General features: G+C 64.0%; 8 protein-coding genes. All 8 read right to left on the bottom strand.

Translation table 11 applies throughout. The features are described from left to right. Positions 1-31 precede the first annotated feature (31 nt). Complete coding sequence (locus KVT38_RS14205) at positions 32-2,137, bottom strand: phage tail protein (protein WP_217594384.1); 2,106 nt, start codon at positions 2,135-2,137, stop codon at positions 32-34. Positions 2,138-2,170: 33 nt separating this feature from the next. Continuing rightward, a complete protein-coding gene (locus KVT38_RS14200; protein WP_217594383.1) occupies positions 2,171-4,441 on the bottom strand; it encodes a putative baseplate assembly protein in 2,271 nt (756 codons plus the stop codon). A gap of 65 nt (positions 4,442-4,506) precedes the next feature. Beyond that, positions 4,507-7,602, bottom strand: coding sequence for a baseplate J/gp47 family protein (locus KVT38_RS14195; RefSeq protein WP_217594382.1), 3,096 nt, complete (start codon positions 7,600-7,602; stop codon positions 4,507-4,509). Between the two features lie 30 nt (positions 7,603-7,632). Next, positions 7,633-8,034 (bottom strand): GPW/gp25 family protein, encoded by a 402-nt coding sequence (locus KVT38_RS14190; RefSeq protein ID WP_217594381.1) that lies wholly within the window; start codon positions 8,032-8,034, stop codon positions 7,633-7,635. A gap of 26 nt (positions 8,035-8,060) precedes the next feature. Beyond that, a complete protein-coding gene (locus tag KVT38_RS14185; RefSeq protein WP_217594380.1) occupies positions 8,061-8,774 on the bottom strand; it encodes a phage baseplate assembly protein V in 714 nt (237 codons plus the stop codon). Further along, positions 8,771-9,868, bottom strand: coding sequence for a phage late control D family protein (locus KVT38_RS14180; RefSeq protein WP_217594379.1), 1,098 nt, complete (start codon positions 9,866-9,868; stop codon positions 8,771-8,773). Before KVT38_RS14180 ends, KVT38_RS14185 begins: the two co-directional genes overlap by 4 nt. A gap of 6 nt (positions 9,869-9,874) precedes the next feature. After that, positions 9,875-10,501 (bottom strand): CIS tube protein, encoded by a 627-nt coding sequence (locus KVT38_RS14175; RefSeq protein WP_217594378.1) that lies wholly within the window; start codon positions 10,499-10,501, stop codon positions 9,875-9,877. Between the two features lie 14 nt (positions 10,502-10,515). Beyond that, complete coding sequence (locus KVT38_RS14170; RefSeq protein WP_217594377.1) at positions 10,516-11,229, bottom strand: hypothetical protein; 714 nt, start codon at positions 11,227-11,229, stop codon at positions 10,516-10,518. Positions 11,230-12,748: the final 1,519 nt, after the last annotated feature.

The raw sequence follows: 12,748 nt of genomic DNA, 5'->3' as shown, positions 1-12,748 counted from the left end.
ATCATCGGACCGCGCGGCGGCTCCGCCGTTGTCATTCCATCTCCGAATCCATGCCAAGACGCATATGCGCATCGAGCCGGCGATTCATGTTCGCATCCACGATCAACGTATCGTTCGGCATCGCGCGGTCGCTGCCCAGCGTGAAGATGGACGGCTCCGCCAGCACCGTATTGACGCCCAGATACGTATGCAGGTCCAGATATAACCACGGCTGCAGCCACTCGAGCTTCGCCTCCGTATGGGCCGGCTTGATATCGTCGACCAGCTGCCTGAGCAGCACCTTCTCCATGTCGCTGCGCGCCTGGTCCGGATGCAGCAGCACAGAGAAGGTGAATGGATCGTTGCCGTACAGCCGATCGACGACCTCGCGCCAATCCCCGCGTTCGCGCAGCGCCTTGTATTGCGCAGGCTCGACGATAATCGGCTTCCTGCCGGTCAGCGTCTCGATCGCGCGCTCGATGCCGCGGCGCGTCCCCCGATACCGGTACATTTCGGGCGCGGCGCGGATGAGCCGCCGGATCGCGTCGTCGCTCCAATATTCGTTGGTGTCGAGACCGAGCCAGGAAGCCAGCCATCGCAGCTGTCCCCCGCCGACCGTCTCCCGGTCGAACTGTCTGGCCATGCCGTCGATGCGCTCCTCCATCTCGTCGAACAACGTGCCGAACAAGGCCAGATACCGCTCGAGGAAGCCCCTTCCTCCGGATTCCTGCTGGTAGACCGCGGGCAAATACGAGAGCAGCGTCTGCCTTGGAAAATAGACGCGCAGCCGACTGAGCGCCGGGGTACTGCGTTCGCTGCCGATCCATTCGACCAGCATCCACAAGTACCTTCCTTTGGCCCCGAAAAACAAAGCGTCGCCCGGATTGACGACCGGCTCCGACCAAAATTCGCGCAAGCCCCGAAGCTTGTCCGACGCCCCGAGGTCGGTTCGCGCGATCCAATCGTCGATCCGCCACACGCCGCCCTCGATCGTCCTGACCCCCGTGTCGTCCGCGAAATAACGGACGCGAAGCTGAGTCCCGTCCGGAATGTCGGCCTCCATCGTAAACTTGTGCCAAACCGTCTCGCGGTCCGCGCTGTCGAACGCCGACGAGAGCCAAAAGCCTTCGAGCGCGCCTCCGCCAGGCATCGCCAGCGTCTGCGGCTGCAGGTCGAGCACCGCAAGCGTCTGCTGCTCGCCGTTCAAGATGTACATCCGGTCCTTGCCGTCGATGAGAATCGCATCCGCTTTTCCGCGAAAGCCGCCCACCTTGCCGATCAGTTCGCCCGACTCCTCGAACTGTAAAATAAACCGGTCGTCCTCGCCTTCGGACGCCATGCTGCGCGAGTCGCCTACGTAAATCTGCCGGTTCGAGTCGACGGCAAGGCCCGCGAACGAAAGCGGAGGCAGCATCATGCGGGTCAGCAGCTCGCCGGCCGCCGAGAATGCAAAAAGCGTACGGCCCAAGCTATCGTAGACGTACATGTCGCCGAGCGGCGATACGGTCAAAAAGGGCTGACCGTGCCGGCCGCCATCCGCAGGCAGCTTCAGCGCAAAGCGGTCGTGCTCGATCGCGGCGATCAGCCCGCCCGACAGCCCGAGCTTTAAAATGCGCAAGGGCGCATTGCCGGACAACGGCGTCTCTCCCTCTTCCTCCGCAGGCTGCTCGGCGAAGGTGAGCACAAAGATGCCGCGGCCGTCGGCATAAAGGGCCAGCGGCCGGCAGTAGACGCCTTCCATCCATTCTCCCGCGCGGCTCCAACGCGTCTGCCCGCTGTTCACGTCGTACGCGGCCAACGTCCGCTCGCCGTCCGGATCCGCGACGATCAGCGTGTCCCCGGTCGCCGCGAGCATCGCGGAGACGGAAAACAAGCCGTGCCTGGATACGAACAACCGCTCGTGATGCCGGCTATGCCTGTCGTAGGTCCATAGGTCGCCGGCGTCGTCGAGCAGAATCAGACGACCGAACAAGCCGACGGCGAAAGCGCGTACCGCGCCGACGCCCTCGAGCTCCCCGAAGGACGCTATATCGAGCACGCCGTATCGAGCATCGCTGCGCAGCCGCACCGCTTCGCCGACGTCCAGGTTTTCCGCCTGGCCGCGGCGATTCCAGTGCGGGGGACTATTGATCGAAAAATATAACGCTTCATCGTCCATCCGCTCGCCTCCTTTCCGGTTCCTATCGGGCCGTTACAATTGAGTCCGGCTCAGCAGCTCTATCCGGTGTTCGCCCGAATAAACGAGACCGTTCGGCGGCAGCAGCACGTCTCCCGCCTGGCTTTTGGCCGCATACCGGCCTTCGCCGTCCAGCCACAGATCCTGCACGTACGCGACCCCGCCGATCCGGCTGATCGCGGCGAAGACGTCGCCGCGGTAGACCGGCCTTCCAAAAGGCCAGCCCGACGCGGACTTCAATCCTCCCGAAGGACTGAGCAGCTCGTTCAAAACGGCGGAGATCCGCTTCGTCTCGTGGGCGAACTGGGGTTCGACGACGATGACCGCGTGAACGGTCACCTTAATATATTCGGGGGCGATCACGTGAACCTCGGTCCCGATCAGCCGGCGTTCGTCCAAATGGCGGGCGACGGTCTGCAAAAATCCGCGGCTCGGCTTCGGCGTCGGCTGTCGGCTGAAGGGCATCGCGACGACCGTTACCGCGTGCGGCACCGGATCGGAGCGTCCCGGGGCATAGCCGGCGATCACATGGACTCTTGCGACGCGAAGGCCGGGCGTCGACTTCGCCAGCGCGGCGTAATCCTCGTCAGTCACAGCGCGATACGGTTCATGCCATCGCTGCTGCAGGCGCGCGATGCAGTCGCTTACGCTCTCGCTTTCGGCGCCGCCGTAGCCGTATCCCGCATTCGTCACGGCCACGCCGTACGCCCGCTGCTCCTCCGACACCCAGCCTGTCAGAAGATTCGGCTTGATGTTGCCCCGCTCTCCGCCGCCGAGCACACAGACGACCAGACACAGATTCGGCTCGTCGCAGGCTGCCGGAATCGCGCCCCGCTCGTCGTTGCCGAACCGCACCTCGCAAGTGTCCGGATCGAATATGTAGTGGCGATCGAGCGGTCCCGAACGGTCGAAGTTCTCGACAGGCAGCCAATCCTCCCACAGCCACTCGCCGGCACGCTCGCCTGGAATGCCGACCTGCAGCAAGAAGTGCTCCCGTCTGCGGCAAGCGAGATCGTAGACGGTAAAGCGCTGCATCGGCAAGCCGTTGCTTCGTCCGATGAAGCGTTTGTCCGCAAACGTCTTGTCCGCATGGATGCGCCTGACCGATCCCGGTCCGCCCGGCGGACGCAGCCCGCGCTCCCCGTCGCCGAAGGCGACGACCGCGCCGCCTTCGTCAGGCATGCGAACCGAATAGACGCGGTCTGTCTGTCCTGCCTCGCCGGTGTCCGGCACCTCTTGCCATTCCCGCCATCTGCCGTCCGGCTCGCGCACCTGTACGCGCAGCAGGCCGTACCGCGATAAGTAGGTTTCCGCGGAGAGCTCGACTGCGCCCTCTTCCGGCACGTCGCAATCGATCGTCTCGCTGAGCGTATCGCGCTGAACGACAAGCGCCGTATGTAGCAATATCCGGTCGATGCGAGGCGGCTCTTCATAGCCTTCCTCTTCGAGCGCGCAGCAGATCCACCAGCGCGGCCGGTCGTTCGCGGGATGGACGAGAACCGGCCGGAGCGGCGCGGTCAGCCGGATCGTGACGCGACCGCTGAAGCTTAAATGCAGCGTCTCGTCGCTCATCGTCTCCAGCGGCAGCCATCCCGAACCGCCGGTCTGCTCGTCGAACGCATAGCCCTTCCAGGCGACGCGCGCGGAAGGCACGATGGCAGGAGGCGCGTACCCCTCCGCTTCCGAAGCGTCGAACGGCATCGCGCGCCAGGCTTCCGGGCCGCCGTGCGCCCCCTCCTCCGCGAGCAAGATCGTCAGCTCGATCGGCTCTCCGACCGGCGGCTCCCGGTCGAACGATACGTACAGCCTGCTGCCTGCCCTCGCATCCGCGCCGAACGCGTAGAAGGCGACATCTCCCTGCGTATTGGACGCCGTGCGGTCGCTGGCCTCCCGTTCGGTGCGCGTGACGATGCGGTCGACGGCGAGCGGCCGAAGCGTCGTAGGCGCCGCGGTCTCAAATGTTTGGTCCTCGGCGAGCAGCTTCGTGCCCCGCGGCAGCCGTACCGTCTCCCGTATGCCGTCGAACGAAGCGAGCGCCGCCGCCGGCATCGCCTGCCGCGGCGATTCGCCGAGCAGCTCGAGAAACTTGCGGCGGTTGCGATCGGGCACCCGGCTCAAATAAAACTGCTGCATTTCGCTGATCCAAGCGAACAGCTCCAGCATCGTCATGCCGGGGTCGTGCGCGTTTTCGTCGGTCCACTCCGGCAGGCGCCGCTGTATCCCTTGGCGTGCTTCCTGCAGAATGCTCTCGTATGTGCGATCGTCAAGCGGCAGCTTGGGCAGCATCGGCGCCTTGCCTCCTTTTTAAGCGTATGGTGTTGCGTACCGGATTCGTCCCGCGCGTTCGCCGTTCAACCGAGCCGGACCGTCACCTGATGGCTGCCGGACACGACGATGCCGTGCGGCAGGTCGCGGAGCGCCGCTTCCGGCACTTCGCGCGCTTCGCCGTGCTCGATGACGATGACGGTCATATGAAGCAGTTCGACCTCGAGCACCGTTCTTACCGACTGAAGCAATCCGTATAGCGCGGAGGCGTGCACCGTCTCCCCGATCTGCCAGCCGCGCCCGTCGATCTGTCCGCCGCGCGTATCGAGATACCTGTCCAGCGCCTTCAGGCAGGCCGCTTCGGTCGGTACGATGTCGTCCGCCGTGCTCGTCCGCACGACGGCTTTGACGGATATTTCGACCAGCGCCGGGGGCATGATCGCCAGCCTTCCGCCTTGCAGCAGCAGATTGGAGGCCTTGTCCCGCAGCGAAGCCTCGATTTTCTTTTTGACCTCGGGGAAAAAGGCGACGCCTTCGCGGCCGCCGAGCGGCAGCGCCACGACGACGACCTTGCCGGGCGCGCGCCGCAGCCGGGCATCCCTTCCCGGAAGACAGCGGACCTGCGCGATCGACGGGTCCGCTTCCCGCACGATCCATTCCAGGTCGGACGCGGATACCGCTCTGCCGCGGTGGCGGGCATGCTGCGGGCCGCGTTCCATCGCGCGCGCGAGCGTCTCCGCGTCGCCGCCGCCGACGGCCGCCGACGGATTGCCGACGCTGTCGACGAAGGCGAACGGCTGCAGCAGCCCGCGGATCGCGCGCGCGGGCACGTTGCCCCTCGCGCCTTCGGTGACCCGGTACGTCACGCGCACCTTGTCGGTGCCCGCGAGCGGAAGTGCCATGCCGGTTTTCCCGTCGCCGAAACGAAGCCGACCGGAAGCTTCGTCGATCGTATAATGACGATCGTCCGGCAGCGAGCCGGCCAGCGTCGCTACCGCCTGCCAGCGAATCCAAACGCGCGTCTGGCGTCCTTCGCTGTCCCGATGCGCCTCGTAGCGGTCTTCGTCCATTTCCGCCAGCGTCTGTTCGTTCACGAAGCCAGTCTCTTCGACCCATACTTCCTGGGAGACGACCGGTGCGGCGGATAGCTGCCACCCGTCGCTCGTCTGCTCCGGGTATTCGTCCCGCAGCGTCCGCCGCTGCACGACAGAGACGGCGTTGCGGTCGACGCGCAGCAGCGTGGGCACGGACGCCCCTTTCGCTCCGAACCTCCCGTCGCGGTTCAGCGCGCGCAGCCATACCCGTTCGACGCCGAACAAGCGCACCGGCTCCATCCCCGGAGGTCCCGCGAATTGAAACGCGCCGGACTCCGTGAATCCGTCCGTCGTGTCCATTCCCTTGAGCGGTACCCAAGCGAGCCGCAAACCGTCGCGGACGAGCGCCTCCCATTCGATCCAAGGCGCGCCCTCGTTCGCGGGAACCTGCCGGCCCAGCTGAAACGATAGCCGGATCGGCCCTTTAACCGGCGCTTGATCGAAGCCCAAATATATGGCCGGCGAAGGACAATCGATCGGCACGAACGGCCGAAACGGCGCTCCGCCTTGGCGCAGCTGTGCGGTCTTGTCCGTCCATTCCGCGTTGTTGAGCGTAAAAGCGCTGTCCGGCGCAAGCCGGACTTCTGAGGAATACGCGTAAGTCAGCGACATCCGCGACAGATGCGGGGTCATGTATTCTACGACCGGCTGATTGACCGTATCCATCGAAGCGACACGCACCCGCAGCCACCAGTCCCAAGAGCCGTTGACGTACGTCCGTTCCCAATCGGACGGGCAGTCCAGCTCGAGCGCAAAGCTGCCGGCTTGCGCCTCGGGCAAGTCCGCGAACAGCTCCTCGTAGCGGCCGCTGCCAGGCAGGCGCATCCAGCTCTCGCCGTTCCAATACTCCCACAGCACGCGTCGGACATACAGGCGCTGCGGCGGCTTGCGCGCGAAGTCGGCCGTCCGCATGACCATCCGCCAGCGAACTTCCGGATCGGGCGCCATGCGCAGCTCCCAGGGGTCGAAGCGGGCGTCGAACCGCAGCGTCAGGCGGCTGCCCTGTTTGCTGAACGCTTCGGGACAGGCCAGATGGAACAGCGAGTATTGGAAAAACTGCTGTCCGAACGGGAAAAAGCCCGCAGCGTCCAGCTCCAGGTCGCCGGAATAAAGCAGCGCCGGCGGAATGCCGGCGGGATCCGACGCCAGATCATGCTCGCCCCGAAGCGCCAGTTGTTCAACCTCGGGCAGCTTGGCTAGCGCCGGCGAGACGGCGATTTTGTCCGGATCGGGCTTGACCCGCGCGCGGATCCAGCGGCCTTCCGCCTCTCCGACGACTGCCGTACCGACACGGCCTTGGGACGTCTTCCAAAGCGTTACTTCGTTGCGAACGCTCGTCACCCGGTCGAACAGCCGCCAATCGCCCGCAGACGCGTCGTACCAGGACCATTCGAGCCAATCCGTGTCGGCCATGCCGCGCGCCAGCTCGGGCTCGGCATAGCGCTTGGCCGAATTGAACCAGGAAAGCGTCACACGCGCCGGATGGTTCAGCTCGAACAGCCCGTCGTGCCTGATATACAGCTCATGCCGCTGAAGGTCGTCCCCTTCCGTGCCGAACACCGCGATCTCCGGCGCGGCGCCCGCCGCCGCCTCGTCCTCGTAGGCGCCGGAAACGCGCACGATGATGTCGCGCTGCGGATGGACGTTAACCCATTCGACAAGTCTCGCCGGCGTCACGAGCAGCGCATGCTCCGTCTCGAATGAAATATCGTCGCCGCCGTCGGGCGCTTCGGCCGTCAACTGCGTCCCTTGCGGAACGTACACCGGTTCGTAAGCGCCGTCCGCGAGACGAAAAACGGCTGTCGCGCGCGCCGCGCGAGCGGGCTGAAGCTTGACGCCGAGCAGCTCGAGGAAGGCTATGAAGTTGTTCACCGGCGCGCGATTCAAGCGCTTGACGTTTTCCTCCAGCATTTCCGCCGCCAGAAAAAACAAAGCGGTGCCCGCGTCGGGATCGTCCGGCGAGAACCGCCATTCCGGCGTGTAATGAGGCGCCATCGTCCTGAAGCGCTCCGCGAACGCCGCAACGTCGCTGCCGTCGATCGGGGGAGGCAGGCGCATGCCCGTCCTCTCCGTTGCATCTGGCTTCATGCCCTAAAGTCCTCCCGCTGCGCGATCACGTTATTTGGTGCCTTCGTCGAGATAGAACGGATACACCTGGTTGAACAGATTGTTCGTCGATCGGACGACATAGTCCACGGACAACCGGATGCGGCCGGGCTCGGACGGGTCCGTCTCGGCGCGCACCTCCACGTCCTTGACGCGCGGCTCCCAGACGACGATCGCTTCGCGCGCGTCGCTCTCGAGCAGGCGCAGCGTCGTCTCGTCCAGTCCCGAAAAAGCGTACCCGGACAACCCGCTGCCGAAGCCGGGACGCATGACGCGTTCGCCGCGCGACGTCATGAGAACGATGCGGATCGCCTCCGCGATATCGTCCTCGCCTTCCGACATCAGCATGCGGCCTGTCGTGGCGTCGACCCCGACGGGGAAGCGCCAGCCTTTGCCCAGAAACGAAGCGGACATCTCTTTCCCCCTGCCGCGCGACCGCGCTAATTGATCTTGACGAGCGAGCCTTTGATGTTGATGATGCCGTCGCTTTTCATGTCGATGCTCGCCGACGCCTGCAGGCTAAGCTGGGCCGAAGCCTCGATCTTGAGCTGCGTGCCTTTGATCTCGACGGCGTTCGGCGCCTCGATCGTGATTTTCCCGCTCTTGTCGAGCGTGATCTTGGCGCCCGCCGACTTGACGACGACCGTTCCCGTCCCGCCTCCGGTCAGCACGACCGATTGAACGCCGTCGTTCGTCGCTACCTCGACTTTGTTTTCCTTTTCGGAAATGTCGACCTTAAAGCCTTTGGCGGTCTTAAGCGTGATTTTCCCGTCTCCGTCGGTATCCTGAAACAACATTTCGTGTCCGCCGCGAGACCGGATTTTGCGGATGTCGTTTTTTTCGTGCTTGGCCGGCGGCAGTGCGTTTTTGGTCCACAGGCTGCCGATGACATAGGGAAGCTTGAGGCTGCCCATTTCGAAAGCGACGAGCACCTCGTCCCCCACCTCCGGCACGAACAGCGTCCCCCGATCTCCGCCGCCCATGAGCGAGGCGATCGGCACCCAGTCGGTTTCGTTGTCGTTTTCCCGCACCGCGAACTTGAGCTTGACGCGATTGCGCTTCTCCGGATCATTGTTGTTCGTGACGGTGGCGACCATGACGCCGTTCACGCTGCCCGCGTTCGGCCGCGAGCCCGAGTAGTCTTGCCCCATCATATGGCGTTCCCCTCCACGTTGAAGCTCGTGACGTAACCGCTCGTATCGATGGCGTGCACGACATTATTCAGCAGCATCGGCTGGTTGAACTGGCGGCCGACGTTCTGCAGCTTGATGTACCGGCCGGCGCGAAGCTCGGGGAGCCCGATGCACGTACCCGAGCCGGTCACAAGCTCCATCGCCTTGTCGTGCATGATCGAGTCAGCCAGCTTCTGCGCGGCCGCGACGGTCGTGTCCTCCATGAATTCCGTCTCGATCAAGTAGGACGACAGCGCGCCCATGATGTTCGGGCCGGAGCGGCCGTTCGTGCCGATAATGTCGACCGCCTTCGACTTCGCTTCGATCGGCTCGTGCGTCTCGGGATTGATCCCCCGCACGACGACCTGCGTCACCTGGTTCGAGATGTCCACCTCGGCGGAGTAACTCAGCAAGCTCTTCCCGTACGTAAGCGTGAGCACCTCGGCGGCAGACGGATTGCGCTTTTTAAAATAGAGCTTCGATCCGACGACCATGAAGTCCCGCTCGTTTTCGAACGCGAGGGCGTGCAAAAAGTGAAAATCGCTAGCCCGGTGCTGCTCGATGCGCGGAATCGGCGTCATCGTGTCGTCGACGTCTGGCGTCAGCCCGTACTTCGAGGCGATCTGCCGGGCGACGTCGCTCGCCTTCTTGTCCTTCCACTGGTTCGATTGCTTGCTTCGCATCATGAGCATCGACTTGTCCATACCCTTGACGCTCACGACCGGCAGACCGCCCATCGGATAGTCGACGCCGACGCCGGTGACGAGTCCTTCGAACACCGTCTCGAAGCGGTCGGTATACCCCATCTTGATCGTGATCGACTTGCCGACGTCGACCAGGGAGCCGAGCCACTTGAGCGACCGGGCGACCGGATCGAAGGCGTTGGAGATGCGGAAGCTGAAGTGGTCGGAAAACATGCCGGTGCGCGACGTCACGCGCAAGCCTTGCACGGCAGCGCCGATGCGCACGAGGTTCTGCCCGTCGATGAGAATCTCGAACGCCGGAGCGAAAAACGAACGGTATTTGCTCTCAAGCTGCGACAAATCGTACGTCGTCGTATCGAACTTGACCGTCAACCGTCCTCACTCCAATCTCGGGATGATAAGCTTGCGCCCCGCGGGCAGGCGCCGCGGATTGTCGATGCCGTTGGCCTCTGCGATGGCCCGCCACTTAGACGGGTCCTCGTATTCCTCGGCGGCGAGCATCCAGAGCTGCTCGTCCTGCTTCAGCGTCTTTTGCTTCGTGCGGTCGGCCGACTGGCGCGGCACCTGCTGGTACTGCTCCGTCATGCTAAGCACCGCGCGCAGCGTGACGTTCAGCGTCGCGCGCACCGGTATGCCGGTATCGAGAAACATCGTGAACCGCTGCGACACCTTCTCCGCGACGCCTTTGAAGTTGAGCGAGCCCCACACGAACCTGCACAACGGCGGCGCGTGCAGGTCGCTGTCGACCTGCAGCAGCCCGCTGATCTTCGCCGTATGCGCGCGGACGTCGGTCCCTTTTTCGTACGTGTCGAAAAATAGATCCATCGTCAGCGTCGTCGCCTCGCCGCTAACGAACTGGGCGATCGGAGATTGCAGGCCGGGCACGGCATGCCACGAATAGCTGTTGCCGGCCTGCAGCATATATTCGCCCGGATTGAACAGCACGTCGACCGTCTCCTGCGAATTGCTCTTGATGATGACGATTTTGGCTTTGGACAAGGCCATCGTGTATTCCCCCGTCAATATCCGCTAAGACGCTGTTCGAACTTCATGCGGCGCATCAGCGCCGTGTACACCGTGTCTGCGAGCCGCTCGGGATCAAGCTCCGGCATCTCGCGCACCGCCTGCTGAAGCTGCTCGGTGCTGAGCCGCGGCGGTTCCTGCGCGGCCGGTTGTGCCTGCGGCGGCTGCGCAGGAGCGCTTGTCTTGGGCGTGCGGCGCAGCTCCAGCTCGGCGGCATGCGAAGGCTGCGCCTCCGGGGCGCCGGCTTGCTGTGACCGGCGCAGCCGCAGTTCTGCGGCCGGCGCCAGCCCGGGCTGCGCGTTCTGGGCGCCTGCCCGCTGCTCGCCGCGCAGCTGAAGCGCGGCCGCCGGCGCCAATGCCGAATCCGACGGCGCAGCGTTCCGTGATGCCGCGCGGGTCGCCTGCGCGACAGCGGCGCTTGACGAGCCGGCGCGTTCGCCGGACGCGACTGACGAACGCGCGGTTGCGAGCGAACGGGCAACTACGCGTGGCGAACGTACGGCGACTGACAGACGCGCATCGATCGGGGATCGCGAACCGTCCGCCGTCAACGTGCCGGTCGACGTCAGAGGGCGAAGCGCCGCAAGCTCAGAAGACGACGCCTGCGAAGCTGAGTGCCGACTCGGCGTCGCTTGAGCGATCCGCTGAGCCGACTGGACGTTCCGCTGAACCGAGCGGCCCCGATCCGGCTGTGTGAGCGGGGAACGCATCGCAAGCGGTGTCCTTGCTGTGGATACGCTTGGCATATCCCTGTTTCGCGCGAGTCGCTGAGCGGCCTGCGAGCTGGACGCTTCTAGAAAATTTCCCGTTCGGTGTTCGATCGTCGCGGCTTGCAACCGGCCTGCCCCGCTTCTCTGCCGTCCCGGTTCCTCTTGTCGCGCTTGGCGCGACTTCGTCATGTCATGCGCGATCAGCGGCCTTGCCGCACGAAACGCCGGACGCGAATCCGCCGAGAACGCCGCCGCCGATTCCATTGCACTGCCTTTTTGCAGACTATCGCTTTGCCGAGCATGGGCGACACGCTCAGAAACATGTGCAAATCCGACCTCGCCGTCGCCTGGACTTTGCGGATGCACAGTTCCTTTAACGGATGTACGGCTAGCTACTTCGCTCGATAGATTGACAGCTTCGCCCGACAATTGCACAGCAACGTTTTGCGAAGGCGGCAAGCTTTGCGCCGCAGAGGCTACAGGTTGCACGTCGAACGATCTCTTTCGATCTCGCAACGTGAGCCTTGCCGCAGAAACGTCTACGAACGATGCGGCTGGTCCATTGCGATGCAACACCGCCGGCCTTACGCTAGGTAGGATGCGGTTGGAATCGCTCAGCCTTAGCAGTGGAATCGAAGGTGACTGCTGCTCCCCCGCGCTCCGGTCTGCCTTACCGGCTTCGGTAACCTTCGCAGCGCCCGAAGTCCGCAAACGATGGTGCCTCGCGGCGTCGCGGCTTGCCGTGATCGTCATAGGCTGGCGTTGTTCGAAACCGACCTTGGAAAGGCGGACACCGGATTGCATAGCGCTGCCGCGATACGGGAGCCGTACATCCGGGATCAGCGCCTTGAATGGTGTGTTACCGCCTTCGCTGCGCCTCGTCCCGTTCGCGGCATGACTGCGCGATCCAGCTTTTGCGCTCGGCGTTCCAGTCGCCCGGAAACGACCGGCCTCCGTTGACGATCCATCTTCCCGCTCGGATGACAAGCTGCGAACGGCACCAAGCTTATAAACGAGCCGCGGCGCATCGGCCTGCAAGCCCGCGCTTCCTTTTAATTGCGAAACGCGAGCGGCAGAACCAAGCTCCGTCTGCGAGCGAGATTCGTTTTCGCTAGCCTTCCTTCCTGTTTGCGTACGACTCTTAGCCTTCTGAGGCAGGTTTGAAGCTTGAATACGGTCCTGTCTATCCATGCGCCTGATGTCTATCGCCCGGCCCTCGGCTGGAAGCCTAAGTCTTGCGTGGCGTTTAAACACCAGGGCCGGGGCCAAGCCCTTTTGGCCGCTTTCATTTAAAACCGCTGTATCTAGGCTGTGAACGCCTATGGCCTTAAACCGAACGCGGCTGCCGCTCGGCAGCTTCGTAACCGCAGCGATTGCCGATCGATCGGCCGCTTCGGCCTGCAATCGCTGCAAAGCACGGGGAGATTGCGGCGAGCCACTTGGCGATCTCGCTTCCGACGCTTGAAGCTCGTACGCCATAGGCGCCTGTTGACGGCGGGCGCTGATACTGCCCTGAATG

Origin of the sequence: Cohnella sp. GbtcB17 (assembly GCF_019091135.1) — a bacterium.
Classification (GTDB): domain Bacteria; phylum Bacillota; class Bacilli; order Paenibacillales; family Paenibacillaceae; genus Cohnella.
This window is presented reverse-complemented; position numbering and strand designations above follow the sequence as displayed.

Excerpts from the sequence above, each read along its gene's own strand:
- KVT38_RS14170 (WP_217594377.1), bottom strand. The coding sequence starts at position 11,229 with ATGCGTTCCCCGCTCACACAGCCGGATCGGGGCCGCTCGGTTCAGCGG.
- KVT38_RS14190 (WP_217594381.1), bottom strand. The coding sequence starts at position 8,034 with ATGTCCGCTTCGTTTCTGGGCAAAGGCTGGCGCTTCCCCGTCGGGGTC.
- KVT38_RS14175 (WP_217594378.1), bottom strand. The coding sequence starts at position 10,501 with ATGGCCTTGTCCAAAGCCAAAATCGTCATCATCAAGAGCAATTCGCAG.
- KVT38_RS14185 (WP_217594380.1), bottom strand. The coding sequence starts at position 8,774 with ATGATGGGGCAAGACTACTCGGGCTCGCGGCCGAACGCGGGCAGCGTG.
- KVT38_RS14205 (WP_217594384.1), bottom strand. The coding sequence starts at position 2,137 with ATGGACGATGAAGCGTTATATTTTTCGATCAATAGTCCCCCGCACTGG.
- KVT38_RS14200 (WP_217594383.1), bottom strand. The coding sequence starts at position 4,441 with ATGCTGCCCAAGCTGCCGCTTGACGATCGCACATACGAGAGCATTCTG.
- KVT38_RS14195 (WP_217594382.1), bottom strand. The coding sequence starts at position 7,602 with ATGAAGCCAGATGCAACGGAGAGGACGGGCATGCGCCTGCCTCCCCCG.